We start from the raw sequence: 19973 nt of genomic DNA on the forward strand, positions 1-19973 counted from the left end.
GAATGAATAAAAAGGAAAGGCCTGCATTTTATTGACAACTACGCTTCTAATATGTTATGTTTTGTTGTAGTAGATTTGTATTCTTGATAAATCTATAAAAGATTCAACAAAGTGAATGAAGAAATATCTTTTCTAAGAAAGGAATGAAAACATGAACAAAACAGAAATTTTAGGTAGATGGACTAGAGATAAGTCCGAAGAACTTTATGGAATAAAAAACTGGGGTGCAGATTATTTCTCTATCTCAGATAAGGGTGAGGTACTTGTTAACCCATATAAAGACAATCCTTCTGCAGCAGTTAGTATTGTGGATATTATATCTGGTGTACGTGAGAGAGGTCTGGATATGCCTGTATTATTGCGTTTTGAGAACCTACTTGACTCACAGATTTCATATCTGAACAACTCCTTTAATGAAGCAATTAAAAAACTTAATTATAAAGGCGAATATCGTGGTGTATATCCAATAAAGGTAAATCAACAACAACAAGTTATAAAAGAAGTAACAAGGTTTGGACAAAGATATCACCATGGTCTTGAAGTTGGTAGTAAGGCTGAATTAGTGGCTGCTCTTTCTTTAATGAAAGATAAAGAAGCTTGTCTTATTTGCAATGGTTATAAAGATGAAGAATTTATCGATCTAGGTTTATATGCTGTTAAAATGGGATTTAAATGTTTTTTTGTAATAGAAATGCCTGGGGAATTAGATATCATCTTACAACGCTCCGAAGCATTAGATGTTAAACCGAATATTGGAATTAGGATAAAACTTTCAGCAAAAGCTGGTGGTCACTGGACTGAATCTGGTGGGGACAGAAGTATTTTTGGCTTAAATATGTCTCAAGTCATTGAAATAGTTGATATTCTAAAAGAAAAGAAAATGTTAGATTGCCTTAAATTGCTGCATTATCATCTTGGCTCCCAAATACCCAATATTCGCGACATTCGTTCTGCTGTTCTTGAGTCTGCTCGTGTATACGCCGAATTGGTTAAGGAAGGAGCGCCAATGGGATATCTTGATCTTGGGGGTGGCCTAGCGATTGATTATGATGGTTCTAATACAAATTATACGAACAGTAGAAATTATTCAGTTGAAGAATATTGTATGGATATTGTAGAAGCCGTCATGACAATAATGGATACTGCCAATGTTCCCCACCCTGTAATTATTACAGAATCAGGACGAGCTCTGGTTGCATATTATTCAGTTTTATTATTTAATGTATTAGATGTCGCAAAATTTGAAGAACATAAACTGCCAGATGAATTGAAGGAAGATACTCCAGAACAAATCAGAAATCTATATGATGTTAGCCAAAATCTAAATTTAAAAAATATCCAGGAATGCTATAATGATGCTCTTTACTATAGAGATGAAATAAGGGATATGTTTAAACATGGAAGAATCAGCTTACGCGAACGTTCTTTTTCTGAAAAGATTTTTTGGAATATTATTAATCAAGTAGCAAAAGAAAAAAATAAGCTAAAATTTGCACCAGTAGAACTAGACGATATTGAATGTGCGATTGCTGATATTTATTATTGTAATTTCTCATTATTTCAATCGATTCCTGATAGTTGGGCAATTGATCAGTTATTCCCTATTATGCCGGTACATCGTTTGCTTGAGTTACCTAAACGAAATGCTATCATAGCTGACATCACTTGTGACTGTGACGGTAAAATAGATCACTTTATTGATCTTCACGATGTTCGAAACACTTTGCCATTACATGAATTGAAAAATAATGACAATTATTATCTAGGCGTGTTTTTAGTTGGTGCCTATCAAGAAACATTGGGAGACCTTCATAATCTTTTTGGAGATACTAATGTTGTTAGTATTAGAATTAACCCTGATGGTAACTATGACTTAGTAAATGAAATTCATGGAGATAGTGTTGCTGATGTACTTTCTTATGTTGAATTTGATCCAAAAGAAATGCATACAAATTTCCGTGAAACAGCTGAAGAAGCTATTCGCGAAGGGTTGATCACTGCTAGAGATAGACGCGATATTATGTCTTCTTTTGACAATGGTTTACGTGGTTACACTTATTACGAAAGCTAAATTTAAGCTAACAAAAGAAATGTTGTACTCAAGAAAATAGATTGATTATAAAAGAAATTAGTTGTATAATGTAAAAGCATTTTTTTAAATTAAAGGAGGTCGAAAAATTGGGAAAAGCTCTTATTATTGGTGCTGGTGGCGTATCAAATGTGGTAGTACACAAATGCTGTCAAAACCCAGATGTTTTTGAAGAAATATGTATTGCAAGCAGAACAAAATCAAAATGTGATGCTATGAAAGAAAAGCTAAAAGGTGGCAAAACAAAAATACAAACTGCACAAGTGGATGCAGACAACACGGATGAACTGATTGGCTTAATAAATGATTTTAAACCTGATGTGGTTATTAACGTTGCCCTACCTTACCAAGACTTAACGATTATGGATGCATGTCTAGCAACTGGTGTTCATTATGTTGACACTGCCAATTATGAGCCCCTTGATACGCCAAAGTTTGAATATAAATGGCAATGGGCTTATAAAGAAAAATTCGAAAAAGCTGGCCTTACTGCTCTACTTGGAAGCGGCTTCGATCCTGGAGTTACGGGTGTTTTTAGTGCGTATGCGCAAAAACACTATTTTGATGAAATTCATACAATCGATATCTTGGATGCAAATGCGGGTGATCATGGTTATCCTTTTGCTACTAATTTTAATCCAGAAATAAATATCCGTGAAATTACAGCTAAGGGAAGATATTTTGAAAATGGAAATTGGGTTGAAACTCCCCCACTTTCAATAAAAAAAGAATATGATTTCCCTCAAATTGGACCTAAAAATATTTATTTATTATATCATGAAGAGCTAGAATCTCTTGCAGTTAATATAAAAGGGATTGATAAAATTAGATTTTGGATGACCTTTTCAGATAATTACTTGAATCACTTAACGGTACTCCAAAATGTTGGTATGACTTCAATTAAACCTATTTTATATGATGGAAAAGAAATCCAGCCTATCCACTTCCTACAAGCTGTACTGCCTGATCCAGCATCATTAGGTCCACGTACAAAAGGAAAAACAAATATTGGGTGCATTTTCCAAGGAACAAAAGATGGACAACCAAAAACTTATTATGTATATAATGTTTGTGTTCATGAAGAAGCTTATGCAGAAGTAGGATCACAAGCAATTTCCTACACGACAGGTGTGCCTGCAATGATTGGTGCAATGCTGATTCTAAAAGGAATTTGGAATAAGCCAGGTGTTCATAATATTGAAGAATTTGATCCAGATCCTTTTATGGATGCGCTAAATAAACACGGTCTTCCTTGGATAGAAGATTTTTCTCCTACTTTATTAGATTAAGGAGCTAAATAAATGATTAAAAATTATAACAGTGTGCCTTCGCCTTGTTATGTTGTTGATAGAGACTTATTAAACAGAAACCTTGAAGTTCTTGATTATGTTCAGAAAAAAACGGATTGTAATATCCTGCTAGCTTTAAAAGGATTCTCGATGTTTTCTTTATTTCCACAAATTGGTCAAGTACTGGTTGGAATCACATCAAGCTCTCTTTTTGAAGCGAGATTGGGATATGAAGAAATGAGTAAAGAAGTTCATATCTATGCTCCTGCTTACCAAGAAAAAGAATTTGATGAAATCATGACATATTGTGATCATATTGTATTTAATTCCTTTCCTCAATATCAAAGATTCAAGGAAAAAGTGAAAAGCAATAAGAGCAAAAAAATTGAATGTGGAATTAGAGTCAACCCACAATATTCAGAAATAAAAACAGCTATTTATGATCCATGTTTTGAAAATTCCAGACTTGGGGTAACGCTTGACCAATTTAAAGAAGACGAGCTAGATGGTATAGATGGTATTCACTTTCATACAATGTGTGAGCAAAATTCAGACACCTTAGAACGAACAATAAAAGTAGTTGAGGAGAAATTTGGCAAGTACTTTCATCAGATGAAATGGATTAATTTTGGTGGTGGACACCATATTACTCGGAGTGATTATGAGCTTGATACTTTAATAAATACAATCAACTATATTAAAAACAAATATAATGTCCAAGTTTACTTAGAGCCAGGTGAAGCCATAGCTTTAAATACCGGCTTCTTAGTCACTAGTGTACTAGATATTGTTTCAAATGGAATGGACATTGCAATATTAGATACTTCTGCTGCTTGTCATATGCCAGATGTCATAGAGATGCCTTATAGACCGGAAATTATCGGTGCTAAAGTACCTGGCATAAATCAATACACCTATAGACTTGGTGGTATGACTTGTTTAGCTGGTGATGTTATTGGAGATTATTCGTTTGAAGAACCATTGAAAATTGGTGATAAAATCATATTTTGTGATATGGCACATTATACAATGGTTAAGAACAATACATTTAATGGCGTTAACCTTCCGTCAATAGCAATTTCAGATACTAATGGTGTACAGGTTATTCGTGAATTTGGATTCGAAGATTATCGAAACAGATTATCGTAGTATAGGCTATATCAAAAAGAAATAAGCCATAAAGCAAAAAATGCCAGTAACATATTCGTTACTGGCATTTTTTATATTTATTTTATAGCCTTTAATATTTCTAATAGATATTGCCAAGTTCTTTGAGTTGAAGAAATAGAAATTCTCTCGTCGGGAGAATGCACATCGTATGTGTTTGGTCCTATTGATATTGCTTCCAAGTGAGGCATTTTTTCTAGGAAAACCCCTGCTTCAAGACCTGCATGAATCCCTTTAATCAGGGGTTTGCTGCCATGCATTTTTTCGTAAGTATTCACGCATATTTCTAAGAACTTAGAGTTACTTTTAATTGGCCATTCAGGGTAATCTTTGCTCGCGGTGCATGTAGCACCAACGTTTTTTGCAAAAAGCTTAAGTAGCTGTACCATGCGATATTTTTTGCTTCTTACTGAGCTTCTTGAAGCAAATTCAAAGCATAATTTATTGCTGTCAATGTACAATCTTCCTAAGTTAATTGAGCTTTCAACCAATCCTTCTATTTCGGTGCTCATTGATTGAACACCATTTGGTAGAGCTCTAAGTAAGAAAATAATGTTCTCAAGAGTTTTGTTGTTTATGGCTTGACTCACTTTCTCTTCTTCTTTTTCCTCTAACAAATCAATCATAAAAACAATTTCTGGGTCACTACCCTTGTATTCATTCTTAAGATCACATATAATTTTAGACATCGTTTCATGAAACAATTCCATTTGGTCTTTACGAACATTTAACGTAACAAACCCTTCCCTAGGAATAACATTGTCCTTTAAGCCACCAAATAAATGACATAAATTCAAATCGATAGCTTCATTTAACTGACTAAGTACAATTCCTAAGAGTACAATCGCATTTGCTCTATTTTTGTGGATTTCCATTCCGGAGTGTCCACCCTTTAAGCCTTTAATCGTAATCTGTACAATATTATATTCAACATCATCTAATTCAACAAATTCAAGAGGTAATTCAATTAAAGCTCTTAGACCGCCTGCACAGCTTACGATTACTTCACCCTCTTCTTCAGTATCTAAATTGATAAAATACTGCCCCTTTAATCCTGAAGTATCCATTTCTAAAGCACCTGTTAAGCCCACTTCTTCATCTGTTGTGATGAGAATTTCAAGTGCTGGATGAGGAATATCATCAGCATCAAGCAAAGCCAATGCATATGCAACTGCAATACCGTTATCTGCACCAAGTGTTGTTCCATCTGCAAACAAATCATCACCATCAACGATAAGTCGAAGTGGATCCTTGCAAAAGTCATGGATGGTTCCCTCGTTTTTTTCACATACCATATCCATATGCCCTTGTAAAATAACTACTGGCGCATTTTCATAACCTGGAGTTGCAGGTTTTTTAATGATGATATTTAAGTATTTGTCTTGTTCAATAAACAAATTTCTTTCTTCAGCAAAGTGTTTTAAGTAATCACTTACTTCTTTTTCGTTCCCCGATTCTCTTGGGATATTACTGATTTGGGTAAAGAAATAAAAAACTTTATCTTTTTGCAATGATTCTAAAGTATACTCCATTGATTTCACCTCTATTGTTCTTATTCATTGTATGTTTAGTTATCGTGTCAGAGTTCATGGTTAACGCATCCATACAGTATATGCAGTTCTCGAAAGATCAACTACATACTTTTAACACATTAATTTCTAAAACTGTGAATGGGAGCTGGAATTCGTCCAGTTCTATTAATAAAAGCACTACAATCAAAATTATTTACTTTCATGATAGGTGCATGGCCAAGAAGTCCACCAAACTGTGCTATGTCTCCGACATCTTTACCAATAACAGGTATAATTCGAACTGCGGTAGTCTTGTGGTTTATCATACCAATAGCCATTTCATCTGCAATGATTCCTGAAATTGTTGCTGCGCTTGTTTTCCCTGGAATTGCGATCATATCTAATCCAACAGAGCAAACACAAGTCATAGCTTCAAGCTTCTCTAAGGTCAACGCACCAGCCATAACGGCATTTATCATCCCTTGATCCTCACTTACTGGAATGAAAGCACCACTTAAGCCACCTACATATGAAGATGCCATTACTCCTCCCTTTTTCACTTGATCATTAAGAAGTGCTAATGCAGCTGTTGTACCTGGGGCCCCGACATATTCCAGACCCATTTCACATAAAATATCTGCAATACTGTCACCAATTGCTGGAGTTGGTGCTAGAGATAAATCTATAATTCCAAATGGAACCCCTAATCTTTTAGAGGCTTCCTGTGCAACTAATTGACCTACTCTTGTTATTTTAAATGCTGTTTTCTTAATTGTTTCACATAACACTTCAAAATCAACGTCTCTGCAGCCCTCTAAAGCTTTTTTAACAACACCTGGACCACTTACACCCACATTAATTACAACATCGTATTCGCTAACACCATGAAAGGCTCCAGCCATAAAAGGGTTGTCATCAGGCGCATTACAAAAAACAACGAATTTAGCACAACCTATGGAATCTTTATCTTTTGTAAGTTCAGCAGTCTCTTTAATAATTTGTCCAATTAATCTAACAGCATCCATATTAATTCCTGTTTTTGAAGAAGCTACATTAACTGAGCTACAAACATGATCAGTAATAGAGAGTGCCTCAGGAATTGAACGAATTAAGCGCTCTTCACTTGGTGTCATCCCTTTATTAACTAAGGCTGAAAAACCTCCAATAAAATTTACACCAACTTCTTTAGCTGCTTTGTCTAATGCTTGAGCTACAGATACATAATTATTAGAACGAGTTGCAGCTGCTGCAAGTCCTATGGGGGTTACAGAAATCCTTTTATTGACAATGGGAATTCCATATTCCTTAGAAATATCTTCACCTATTCTCACAAGGTTTTCAGCTTTCTTGGTGATTTTATCGTAAATATTTCTATTGAATTTATCCATACTAGATGAAGCACAATCAAGTAGGTTAATACCCATTGTAATTGTTCTAACATCTAGATTTTCTTTTAATATCATATTATTGGTTTCATTAACTTCAAATAATTTAATCATTTTCAAGCCCTTTCTTTGTGTTTCAAGATTAGATTCTGTGCATTTTAATAAAGATATCTTCAAGTTGAAGAAGTACTACTACTCCAATTTCCTGACCAAGAACATCTAATTCATCAACAATATCTCCAAATTGCATGGTGGCTTTATCTAAATCAACGAGCATCATCATATTGAAATAATCTTGAACGATAGTTTGATTTATATCCAAAATATTAATTCGATGATTGGCTAAATATGTACATACTCTTGCTATTATTCCTACCGTATCTTTTCCAACTACAGTAATGATTCCTTTTTTCATTTATGCTTCCTCCAAAAAATTTTAAATAACAATAAGATCTGAGTTTTGATTACGTTTGGCAACTAAAACAGAAATAGTTGGTGAATAAACTGCCTCACGTTCATAGAGTTCAAGTTTAACTGATTCAAAAGCAATATCAGGATAATTATTTTCTTGACTTAAGTGTCCAAGAATAACATGTGTTAAATCTTTGTGAATTAACTCTGATATGAGCTTACCAGACATTTCATTAGATAAATGACCAAAGTCACTTAATATTCTTTGCTTTAAGAAATAAGGATATTTCCCAACTTCCAGCATTTTAATATCGTGATTGGCTTCTATAAATAAGACATTAGAATGCATAAGCTTTTCTTTTATGTAATCATTATAGCATCCTAAATCAGTTGCGACACTAATTTTCTTATTATTTTTTGTAAAAGTATAACAGACCGGATCAACAGCATCATGAGATGTTTTGAACGGATAAATATCAATATCATTGATTTGAAAGCCAACATCTGGAATAATTTCCACATGTAAAGAAGGATCAATTTTGCCCAAGACACTATTCGTTTGAAGCTCATTCCAAGTAGTTTGGGTAGCAAATATAGGTATTGAAAACCTTCTTGCCATAATACCCAAGCTTTTTATATGATCGGCATGTTCATGTGTAATGAGAATGCCATTCAAATCCTTAGGTGAAATATTGATGAAAGATAAACCTTCTGCAATTTTTTTGCCGCTTATTCCGACATCTATTAAAATATGAGTGTTATCATCTCCAATATAGATACAATTGCCACTACTACTACTTGCTAGGCTACATATGTGCATACTAAAGCCACCTTTGTTTATTTTATTTAGTTGTTTTATTCGTTTAGGTTTATGTCATCAACGGTTATCTTACCGCGACCATGATCTTTAGAATAATACATTGCATTATCTGCTCTATTGAGTAAATCTTCTGCACTGGTGCCAAAGTCAGGATAAGCTGTAACTCCAATGCTAATGTTTATATAAACCAGTCTATCTCTATTATAATATAAAGGTTCTTTTTTTAATTCATTATGCATATTTTTCATGATTTCAACAGAGTCGCGAAGGCCAATGTTTGGAAGAACAATTACAAATTCCTCACCACCATACCTACCAGCAAAACCACCATGTAAAAGAGCATATTTTTGTGCAATTCTTGATACCATTTTGATTGCTTCATCACCAAATAAATGTCCATACGTGTCATTCACATTTTTGAATTTATCAATATCGAACATTGTGACTGACATCGTACCCTTTTCTTTAATCTTATTGAATAAATCAACAAGCATTTTTTGAAAATGTCGCCTGTTATATAATCCTGATAATCCATCCTTAGTTGCCATTTCTTCCATTCTAGTATATAAACTAGCGTTGTTTACTGCAATATTAATTTGGGTTGCAATGCTTTGGAAGAACTGTAGGTTCGTTTCTCCAAAAAAACCAGTTGAGGCATGCTCAGAAATTAACAATCCATAAATACTATTATTTCTAATTAATGGAATGATTATTAGAGAACCTACTGGCCTATCTTGAATAAAAGGATAATCAGAGGTATTAACATAGCTATCAATATGTGAATTTTTTTCGGAAAAGTATTTTGCAAGGTTTCCTTCGGATAGAGCATTTTTCAACTGCTGTTCTATGTCTACATTATAATTTGTTTTGGTTTTAAAATAATATTTATCCTGCTCTACATTATGAATGATTAAAGAACAGGTATCTACACCAATAGCTCCAATAATGGAATCTGTTACCAAATCCATCAATTGATCTAATTCTAGTGTAGAACCAATATACCTTAATAATTCATTTTGAATATACATTTCAGATGTAATTCTATTTAAAGTTTTGTTTGTTTGTTCCATATCCATTTTTTGTTTTTCCATTTGTTGATATGCAATTTTAACTTCATTTTGCGTTGATAATAGTTCTTGATTAGAATGTTGACTTGATTCCCATAGTTTAATTCCATCCGCTATTTTTTCGCGCATTTCATCACCATTCAAGTCAATTATTTTATATATTCCAAATAAAAGAGCTGAAAATTGAATTAGAAAAAGAAGTTGAATCCAGTTGAGATCCTTAGCAAACCACAATACAAAAGAACAAATTATCATCGGCACAAAGGTAAAGAAAAACATCCTATTTCGTTTTGTTATATCCTCTTGGAATAACGTTAAAATCAATTCGATGCAAATCATAATATAACAAAGTGATGCTGTAACTAAAATAAAGATGTTTTCATTATAAAATAAAATCCCTAATGAGAACAAATTAATATATTTTAAGGTGATAAATATATTTATACGATCGAAATATTTAAAATGGTATAAAACGATTGTTAGAAGAAACACAAAGAAAATCATGCTAATTCCCAAAATAAGCAATTGATCCTCTTTCATTTCATTGAAAAACAGAACCATATATGCAAATAGGATACACAAAGTACCTGAATAGATTCCTATATACTTTTTTTCATATTGAAGTATCCTTCCCATTGGTAAACTCTCCTGATATTCATATTTAAATATTACTCCAGTATATTTTTAAAACATCACCATCTTTTATTGGTGACATATAAGTAACCTTTTCATCATTGATCTCACAAATAACAACGCCTTGAGGTTGACTTAAATCAAAGGGGAAATGATCAAATACATCTACAAAAATATACTCTCTCTTTGTACTGAGACTGATAACATGTCCATTCACAATAACATGAATGGTTTGAATAAGTTTGTCAAAATCTTTTGTTACTACCTGCTCATCTACTGTTGTAGTTGGCTGATCAAAAAGTATGATATCATTGTCATTCACTTTGGCTTCAACATCTTGCTTTTCATTATTTAGTATGATATCTTGACCCGTATATCTGATTTCAAAATGATTGAATATTTCTTTAATTGTAGGATGAATCGTTTCAATTCGATCATTATTATGTAGATCGTAGTTTATTGTTGCTAGCTTATCATTAAGCATAAGTTTCGGCTTATATTTATAACTAGTACCATTTATTTGAATATGTATTGGATCATTTTTTTCGGACAATTGATGCGTTGAAATTTCGGCATCCTTTCCTTTTTTTGCGGAAATAATTACAATATAATCATTCATTTCTACCCTATCATTTAGACTTGCAGGTTGATGATTAATCAATATTTTTGAGGGTTCCCCTACCTCACCTTTAACACGTTTTTCAATTCCATTAAATATAAAGGTAAGATCATTTCCCCTTCTAGCAATAAGATGCTTTGGGTTGAATCCTTTAAATGCAGCAATGTCCATAATAGTTAAGTTATTCGTATTAAAAACCTTGATTGGTTCATCGTTCAAATACACTTGCATAAATTCTCGTTTGTTGCTATCTAGTCCACTAAAGCAAATTCCTATTGGTGTGACAAGGTCAGGGCTTTTCTTACGACCCGATTCAAAATTGATATTGTTTAATACTGTTTTTCCTCTAAGTGCCACTCTATCATTAGATAACTCTAATTGTTTCGCTAGCATATCTGTAAATTTACTTAACTGCCCCCCACCACCAACAAGGAAAACTGCATTTGTGGAATATCCATTGTTAAGTTCTTTGATTTTATTGCCAATTTTCTCCGCTAAGTTTTCAGCAGTAGCTTTGATTTTAACATTAACCTCTTCAGGGCTTATTGAATGTTGAAGACCCATAATATCCTTATAAGTAATTTTTTTAGTCTTACTTGAGGCTTTTATTTTAATTTCTTCTGCAGTGTTAAAGTCTACTAAATATTCATGAATGATTGTTTCAGTCACTTCATCTCCTGCAAGCGGAATCATTCCATATGCTATAATACTTCCATCCTTTGTAATAGCTATATCAGAGGTTCCAGCACCAATATCAACTAATGCAATATTCAATAAACGATATTCTTTAGGAATTGCGATGTTGATTGCAGCAATTGGTTCTAGTGTTAAACTATAAACTTCTAAATCAGCGTGATGTACAACCTCATGTAAGCTCTCTACAACTTCTTTAGGCAAAAAGGTTGCAAGTACATCCGCTCCAATCGTTTTACCCTTATGTCCTTGCAGTTTGCTAATTTCATAATTATTCAAGTAATACTTTGATACTGTATAACCAACACAATGATAACCGAGTTCATGACCATTTAGGGCAACGTTTACCTCTTGATGTGCTTTTTCAATACCTAATAATTCAAGTGCAAATATACGATCATCATTGATGTTCGTATTAAGATCTATCGTCTGTTCTACATGGACTGTAGTCGTTTTTAAAACACGACCAGCTGCAGCAATACAGACCTTTTTAAGAGTAAAGCCCAGTTTGTTTTCTAACTCAAGCTTTACCTTTTTAATGGATTCTGTGACTTTTTCAATATCATATATTTGCCCATCAATCATAGCACGTGTGTCGTGCTCAAGAAAGGAATCAGCGATTACGTTGAAGCCACCAGCAGTTGGATAGCCAACAATACCAATAATGCTTCTTGTACCGATATCTAATCCGAATATATAGTTTTCTTGAATAAATTGTTTGCCTTGTGACATCATAAATCTCCATGAAGCTTATTATAAAGTGTCAATAGTCCTAGGATTTGATGCTAACCTATGTTTAACATCATATCACAAATACAGACAATTGAGTAGTTTTTTCGACCAATAGAGTTATCAAAATTATTTTTGTCTATTGATATATAGGTTCTCAATACCACGAAAAGCATGATCGGTAATTGGCTTTAATTCACCATTCACATCCTTGTTTGTTAATATGATTGAATTCATGAAATACAAGGAAAAATAAGGTAGCTCCTGTACATATAAATTACTAAACTTTTGAAAGTTGGAATATAACATCGCATCATCAGATGAATTGAAAACATCACTTAAAGCTTGATCCATTAATGGATTGTTGTACCGAATAAAATTAGAACCACCTGCGATTTGAGTTGAGTGAAACATATCTGTATAATCTGGAACAACTGAAAGTTTCCATCCAGTAAGTACAAGATCAAAGTCACCTGCTAAAAGTTTGGCGTTGAAGGTAACTTTATCTACAGCTACAATTTCTACTTTCAATCCAATTTCTTTCAAGTATTCCTCTAACATTGTTGCCACTTTATTTCTGGATACATTTTCCTTGTTAACGAGTAGTCTTAAGCTTGGTATATCATAGTATCCATCTTTATCAGAGTCTTTAAGATCTATTCCGTTTAATAATTTTTTAGAATTGTCGACATCATATTTATAAGTGATCTGATTATCTGTTGGGCTTAACCAACTATCAGGATGAATCGGACTGTCAGTAATAGCCACCTGAGATAAAAATTGTTTCTCCGCAACCTCCTCCCTATTGATACTGTTAGCAATTGCTTGCCTAACTACAGCGTTGCTTAACCACTGATTCGTAAAATTAAATCCTAAAAATTCAAAATAATTTGTTGTATAAGAAAGAGTTTTTTGATTGCTTGCGTCAGAATGCTCAAACCAATCAAATTTCGAAGGGAAAAGCATATCTACAAGTTTTTGTTCAAACGCATTCGCTTCAACCTCAGCATCTCGAGTAATGATTGCTTCAATACTTTCAATATAAACATCATCCTTATGTTGTTCTGCTGCTTTCAGTTTTACGCTCTGCATTGATGTGAATTCTGTTATAACATAAAGGCCACTACCAATTGGTTTGAAAGGATCATATCCACCACTAGTGCTGTCTTTCATTGACACGATTGGAAAGTTTAAATAGTAGGTTGAGAACGCATAAGGCTGTTTAAAATAAATTTTAAGCGTTTGGTTATCTATAACAGCTGTACGTTGTATGTTATCCACGCAGCTTTTATAGACTACTGTTTCTGGAGCATTTTTTAGCACTTCAATAGAATACTCAACATCATAAGCAGTTAATGGTTCAGAATTACTAAAGGTACGATTTTTCTTTAGAGTCAATGAAATAGATGAATTGTCAGGAGCAATAGCATATGACTCAACAAGATGTGGAATAGGCTTATACTCTGCATCAATTATAAACAAAGGTTCAAAAACTACCTTTAATAATTGATCCACACTTTGCTCTTCATTTAACAAGGGATTTAAAGTAATTGGGTTTCTTATTGAAACCCTTAGTGTTTCACCAAAAGTAGGTACGATAGGTGTTTCTTTCGTATCAACAGGTGGATTTTCATCTGGATCCAGTGTTTTTGGATCATTTCCATTATTGCACGAGGTTATAAAAATCGCACATATTAATATTAGAAGGATTGCGCCTAAATGACTAATTTTTTTCATGTTTTGCCTCCAAAGCTTTCATTATTTCTATTTTTACTTGTTGAAAAGTAGCTTCAATTTCTAATGAATTATCGATTATAACATCTGCATAGCTTTGTAACTCTTCTTCACTTTGTTGATTTGAAATAATGTTTTCGATTTTTTCCCTAGAAAGATTTCTACTATTCATAAGTCTTTGCATTCTTACTTCTTTTGAACAGGTTATTAACCAAATGACATCAACTAGTTTGGTCCACATGGCTTCAACCATGATGGCAGCCTCAAGTATGATGAAATCATATTGATTGATATTATTATTAATTTCTAAAATTTGCTTAACAATTTCATCATAAATTAGAGGATGTGTTATATTATTTAATTTGTTTAATAAGATAGTATCCTTAAATACAATATCCCCAAGTATTTTCCTATTAATATTTCCATTTTCGTCTAATATTGATTTACCAAATAATTCAATTATTTGATGATATGCCTTAGTATCTTTAGCCATGACTTCATGCCCCACTTGATCGGCACGAATGACATAAGCGTTATAATTACTTCCTAGAAATGCAGCAATCTGTGACTTCCCAGTACCAACACCACCAATTATTCCAATAACCATTCTAACGCCACCTCTATTTTGCTTCATACCAATTATTACCTATATGTGCATCAACCGTCAAAGGAACTTTTAAGATTACCGCCTTTTCCATTTCGGAAATCAATATTTCTTTTACTTGTTCGGCTTCATCTACAGGGCTTTCAATAAGCAATTCATCATGTACTTGTAAAATAAGTCTTGATTTAAGCCCTTTTTTCATAAGACTATTATATACATTAATCATAGCAATTTTTATAATATCCGCAGCACTTCCTTGAATTGGTGTATTCATTGCAATTCTTTCTCCGAAGGAACGTTGCATAAAGTTGCTCGATGAAAGTTCAGGAATTGTTCTCAGTCTATTAAACATCGTTTTTACATATCCTGTTTTTTTAGCATCTTCAACTGTTTGATCTAAGAACGATTTTACACTAGGATACTTGGCAAAATATTGTTCAATATAATCAGCGGCTTCCTTTCTAGATATATTTAAATCTTCGCTAAGTCCAAAAGCACTTATACCGTAAACAATGCCAAAATTAACAGCTTTTGCGTTTCTTCGTTGTAAATCTGTAACCTCTTCAAAAGGCACATAAAAAACCTGTGAAGCCGTCATAGTATGAATATCTAAATTGCGATTAAAGGCTTCAATAAACGATTCATCCTTTGATAAATGGGCCAGTAATCTTAATTCTATTTGAGAATAATCTGCATCAATAAATACACAACCCTCTTCTGGTATGAAAACCTTTCTAATAGCCCTACCAATTTCTAATTTAATAGGGATGTTTTGAAGATTAGGCTCTGTACTACTAATTCTACCTGTAGAAGTAACCTTTTGATTAAAAGTGGAATGAATTCTTCCATCCTCTTTGATATATTCAAATAGTCCATCTGCATAGGTTGATTTCAGTTTTGTCAATTGCCTATATGCCAATACCTCTCTAATAATCGGATGTTTATTTTGAAGTTTTTCTAGTACGTCTGCAGCAGTTGAATAGCTCGTTTTTGTTTTTTTATTTGAAGGCAATTGAAGTTTTTCAAATAATATAACACCTAATTGCTTCGGGGAATTAATATTAAAGCTTTCTCCTGCCATTTCATAAATATTTTTTTCCAACTCAACAATTTGACTATATAAATTATTGCCATATTCTTTTAAACCCTTAGAATCTACCTTAACGCCAATTGTTTCCATACTTTTCAGTACATATAGAAGTGGCAATTCAATATTAAAGTATAAATCTAGCATATTTTCTTCTTTAAGCTTATCAAAGAGCTTGATATAGCTGTTGAACAATATATTCGTACTTTGAACCGAATAATCGATTAGCGCTTCCCTAGGAAGCTCAGATAGAGGTATTTTAGACTTCCCTTTTCCAACAAGCTCATCTAAGGAAACCATAACAACATCTAATATATCCTTAGCGATATCATCTATATGATATGTTTCTTTCACTGGATTCATTAAATAAGATACCAAAGCCAAATCATAAATTGAACGATTAGAAGTTGCTAATTGTATTTCTAATAAATGTAGCTGTTCATTTAAGCTATGGGTAATTTTAATGATATTTTCATCTAATAAAATGTGAATCAATGCTTCACAGATGAATTCTTTTTTTATGATTGTTGAATCACAGTAATAGTGATGATCTCCATCGGAAGTAAAAGATAAATACAACCTATCACAATCATATACTAAGTAGTATGCAAGTTTTTTTGATAAATATAACTGTTCCTTTAATTTATCAAAATGATTGATTTCAGAAATGCTATAATTTATCACTTGTTTTTTAGGTGCGTCAAACTGAAACCTGTCAAGGAAAGACTTAAATTCTAATCTCTTAAAGGTATTGTAAACAGCTTCACTGTATAGGTTATTCAGCTTACATTCATCAAATACAATATTGGTAGCACAATCCGTACATATTGTTGCTAGTTCTTTACTTAACAAAGCAATGTCGATGTGTTCTGATAACTTTGATGCAATTTTAGATGGTAAACTTTCTAGGTTTTTATAAGCATTTTCAATGCAATGATAATCTTCTATGATCTTGATAGCAGTTTTTTCTCCAATACCAGGAATACCTGGAATATTATCAGAGCTATCTCCCATAAGTCCTTTAATATCTATAAACTCTTTTGGAGTAACATGATAAAGTTCTTTAACATCATTTGCATAATAGTGTTCAGTAGTAGTAGATCCATTTTTGGTTTTGGGAATACTAATCTTAATAGATTCTGTGGCAAGCTGTAACATATCCCTATCTCCGGATAATATCGTTACAGGCCTTCCTTCTCTTTCGCTTTGGAAAGCTAATGTACCAATGATGTCATCTGCTTCATAACCTTCAATTTCACTTATTGTTATGTTCATTTCTCCTAAGACCTGCTTGATGAGAGGCATTTGTTCTCTTAATTCATCAGGCATGCTTTTTCTATTTCCTTTATAGGCCTTATATTTCACATGTCTAAAGGTTGGTGCTTTTAAATCAAAAGCAACAACAACATGTGTCGCTACTTCTTCATCGATTGTTTTAAATAAAATATTCAAAAAGCCATAAACTGCATTTGTATGGAGTCCTTCTGCATTCGTAAGCTCTCTTATTCCATAAAATGCTCTATTCATAATACTATTACCATCTATTAACAAAACTTTTTCATTCATTTCTTGATTCCCCATGCTCTCTTTTCTTTATCTTTCGATTTAATTCTATCTTTTTTATTATAGCAATAAACAAAGAGTTTCTGCAACAATAATTGCAGAAACTCTTAATAAATATACCTAATTTCGACCTTTTACACTCAACTTAATACCAATAGGAATAATAATCATAAGAAGTAATGCTAAACCAAACCATTTTAATGCTTTAGGGAAAGTATCCGATTGATCATTGTCTTCATTAGATATTGTATCCTTTCCTGTTTCATTTAATAATTCCATTTCCTGGCTGTCACTCTGATCTACTGCTTTCTTATTATCAGGAGCCATTTTACTAGCAATTGGTGGACTTGCAATGCCATAGTTATTATCAATAATTTCATCTGCAGTTGGTTCTGCACTTAAAATCAAAGCATTTTGTTCAGTCTTTGTATCCGTTACGCTACTATCGCTTGTACCGCCATCTATAGTTTTGGAATCTGTTTCTGTACTTTCATTCATCACATTTGATTCTATTAAAACACCATCTTCTTTGAATTCTTCGGTTGTATTGGGACTACTCGTAAAATCCTCTCTTTGAGCTTCTCTAGGAGCAGCTTCATTTTCATTCGTGTCATATAATATACTGTTCGTAGTTTCATTCTCAGCAATATCCTCTGCAACACTCTTTTCTTTTATTGCTTCATCTTGTTTCGTCATATTCTCAAGCATATTCGTACTCATAATTCCAAAAACTACGAAAAACAAAAGTGCAGCAGCAACGATGGAGCTTCCATATACTCTTTTGTAAAAAGGTTTTTTTCTTGAATCGTCTGCTTGATTATGAATTCTAATCATTAAATCACTATGAAAACTTTCTGGAAGATCAACTTCTTCTATCTGATGTGTCATATGAACAATAGATTCTATCACTTTGTATTCTTCCAAACATGCCGGGCAACTATCTAAATGTTCTCTTAACATGTTTTCTTCCTGCGTAGTACATTGATCATCTATATATGCTGAAAGCAAATTTTGAACTTCTATACAATTCATCACACTGCCTCCTTTCATTTTTATTTTGTTTGGCTTATACTTTAATTCTTTGACGAAAAAACTATGTCTTATGTTCCCTCTGTTCTAATATAATATCCTTCAGCGCTATCCGAGCTCTTGAAAGTCTTGACTTAACCGTTCCAATCGAGCAATGAAGTATCTCCGATATCTCATCATAGCTATATCCCCTAATATCTCTAAGGATTATAATAATCTTATGATCTTCTTTAAGAACATCTATTGCCTTCCTAACCTGAGTTACTTCTTCAAGTTGAAGAACCTGCTGTTCTGGTGTCAAAGAAGGATCTCTAAGTTGTCTATCAATCGTATTTGTTTCGCTCTCTATAGGGTCATCTAAAGAATACGCCTGTTTGTTTTGCCTTTTCTTTTTCCTATACTCATCTATGCATGTGTTCGTTGCAATTCTATGTAACCAAGTGCTAAAGGAAGAATCAAATTTGAAGGTATGAATATTATTATACAACTTAATAAATACTTCTTGCGCTGAGTCATAAGCATCATGCTCATTACCAAACATATGAAAGGCTATATTATAAATCTTTTTTTCATACATTAAAACGATCTTCTCAAAAGCGTCCCTATCGCCACTGATAGCTTTCTTAATCAACGCATTTTCAATATCATTCATCAAATCATCCTCCCTTCAAAAAATTTGTCTTAAAAATATTGCATTTCTTTATTTTATGTGATAATATATACAACGTCAAGTACATTCTAGAAACTCAACTTGCCCGTGTGTCGGAATTGGCAGACGAACTTGACTCAAAATCAAGCGCCCTCAAGGCGTGCCCGTTCGAGTCGGGCCACGGGCATTTAAGACAAAGCGAAAAAGCAATAAAATATTTACAAAAAGTATACATCCCTTCTCTAAAAATATTCACTTAAAATTAAGTAATATAAAATGAGAATGAATGTATTTTTTTGTATTTTATTGCTAATCTGTAGTTTTTCTCTTAAATCTTAAAATTTCTCAGCAAATCAATTATAAATATTTTTTATTTCCCCACATATTATCTTTCTTCAATTCAACATAGTCGTTATAAGCAATTTCTAATATTTGCTTTTCATTTTGAAATTTCAACATATGATAAGCTTCGTGATATTTGTAATATCCTGCATCCACAAAATATTCTTCCTTTTGAGGTTTAGAATAATAAGTATTAGACTTCATAAGATACCAATGTACATCTTTAATAATCGTTTCATTAGAAACAATAAATGAATATTGACTTTTGCCTATATACTTAATTATACTAGCAGAAACACCAGCTTCTTCACTTACTTCTCTATATGCGGTATCTTTATAATCCTCTGCTTTTTCTACTGTTCCTTTAGGTAGGACCCAACCTTCATATTTTTGTTTGTAATTTTTGTATAATAGTAAAATCTTCCCTTTATGAATTACCACCCCGCCGCAACTAACCGCTCTTATCATAGTATGCCTCCTAAACCAATTTGGGTGTTAATTTTTCTACCCTGCTTGTACACTTATAAAAAGTATACAATTATTAAAAGCATT

At 32.8% G+C, this 19973-nt stretch carries 15 protein-coding genes and 1 tRNA gene; 4 read left to right on the forward strand and 12 right to left on the reverse strand.

What is annotated here, in order from left to right:
* Window positions 1-151 precede the first annotated feature (151 nt).
* The 3 genes from CVU84_04100 (at window position 152) to nspC (ending at window position 4527) form a co-directional block, all read left to right on the forward strand.
* Window positions 152-2071, forward strand: a complete 1920-nt coding sequence (locus CVU84_04100; protein PKM95988.1) for an arginine decarboxylase — start codon at window positions 152-154, stop codon at window positions 2069-2071.
* A gap of 107 nt (window positions 2072-2178) precedes the next feature.
* Window positions 2179-3378, forward strand: a complete 1200-nt coding sequence (locus CVU84_04105) for a saccharopine dehydrogenase (protein PKM95989.1) — start codon at window positions 2179-2181, stop codon at window positions 3376-3378.
* Between the two features lie 12 nt (window positions 3379-3390).
* The gene (nspC, locus tag CVU84_04110; GenBank protein PKM95990.1) at window positions 3391-4527 is read left to right on the forward strand and encodes a carboxynorspermidine decarboxylase; all 1137 of its coding nucleotides are present in this window, start codon (window positions 3391-3393) and stop codon (window positions 4525-4527) included.
* A 77-nt stretch (window positions 4528-4604) separates the two neighbouring features.
* On the opposite strand, the gene CVU84_04115 is transcribed toward nspC, so the two are convergent.
* From CVU84_04115 to CVU84_04165, 11 genes are all read right to left on the reverse strand, one after another.
* Window positions 4605-6077: an aminoacyl-histidine dipeptidase gene (locus CVU84_04115; GenBank protein PKM95991.1), complete on the reverse strand. Its 1473-nt coding sequence runs from the start codon at window positions 6075-6077 to the stop codon at window positions 4605-4607.
* Between the two features lie 119 nt (window positions 6078-6196).
* Entirely contained in the window at window positions 6197-7555 is a 1359-nt protein-coding gene (locus CVU84_04120; GenBank protein PKM96130.1) for a hypothetical protein, read from the reverse strand.
* A gap of 28 nt (window positions 7556-7583) precedes the next feature.
* A complete protein-coding gene (locus tag CVU84_04125) occupies window positions 7584-7856 on the reverse strand; it encodes an ACT domain-containing protein (GenBank protein PKM95992.1) in 273 nt (90 codons plus the stop codon).
* Between the two features lie 21 nt (window positions 7857-7877).
* The gene (locus CVU84_04130) at window positions 7878-8672 is read right to left on the reverse strand and encodes a ribonuclease Z (protein PKM95993.1); all 795 of its coding nucleotides are present in this window, start codon (window positions 8670-8672) and stop codon (window positions 7878-7880) included.
* A 35-nt stretch (window positions 8673-8707) separates the two neighbouring features.
* Window positions 8708-10375, reverse strand: coding sequence for a hypothetical protein (locus CVU84_04135; protein ID PKM95994.1), 1668 nt, complete (start codon window positions 10373-10375; stop codon window positions 8708-8710).
* 25 nt (window positions 10376-10400) lie between these two features.
* A complete protein-coding gene (locus CVU84_04140) occupies window positions 10401-12419 on the reverse strand; it encodes a cell division protein FtsA (protein PKM95995.1) in 2019 nt (672 codons plus the stop codon).
* A gap of 123 nt (window positions 12420-12542) precedes the next feature.
* Complete coding sequence (locus tag CVU84_04145; GenBank protein ID PKM95996.1) at window positions 12543-14150, reverse strand: hypothetical protein; 1608 nt, start codon at window positions 14148-14150, stop codon at window positions 12543-12545.
* Window positions 14137-14781, reverse strand: coding sequence for a dephospho-CoA kinase (locus tag CVU84_04150; protein PKM95997.1), 645 nt, complete (start codon window positions 14779-14781; stop codon window positions 14137-14139). The genes CVU84_04145 and CVU84_04150 overlap by 14 nt, the downstream gene beginning before the upstream one ends.
* On the reverse strand, window positions 14768-17404 hold the full coding sequence (locus tag CVU84_04155; protein ID PKM95998.1) for a DNA polymerase I: 2637 nt from the start codon (window positions 17402-17404) through the stop codon (window positions 14768-14770). Before CVU84_04155 ends, CVU84_04150 begins: the two co-directional genes overlap by 14 nt.
* Window positions 17405-17521: 117 nt before the next feature.
* Window positions 17522-18451, reverse strand: a complete 930-nt coding sequence (locus CVU84_04160; GenBank protein PKM95999.1) for a hypothetical protein — start codon at window positions 18449-18451, stop codon at window positions 17522-17524.
* A 43-nt stretch (window positions 18452-18494) separates the two neighbouring features.
* Entirely contained in the window at window positions 18495-19082 is a 588-nt protein-coding gene (locus CVU84_04165; protein PKM96000.1) for an RNA polymerase subunit sigma-24, read from the reverse strand.
* 101 nt (window positions 19083-19183) lie between these two features.
* Here CVU84_04165 and CVU84_04170 point away from each other — a divergent pair.
* A tRNA-Leu gene (locus CVU84_04170) sits at window positions 19184-19266 on the forward strand.
* 170 nt (window positions 19267-19436) lie between these two features.
* Here CVU84_04170 and CVU84_04175 read toward each other — a convergent pair.
* Complete coding sequence (locus CVU84_04175) at window positions 19437-19889, reverse strand: hydrolase (protein PKM96001.1); 453 nt, start codon at window positions 19887-19889, stop codon at window positions 19437-19439.
* Between the last annotated feature and the right edge of the window lie 84 nt (window positions 19890-19973).

Source organism: Firmicutes bacterium HGW-Firmicutes-1 (assembly GCA_002841625.1).
In the GTDB taxonomy this organism is placed as follows: Bacteria; Bacillota; Clostridia; order Lachnospirales; family Vallitaleaceae; genus HGW-1.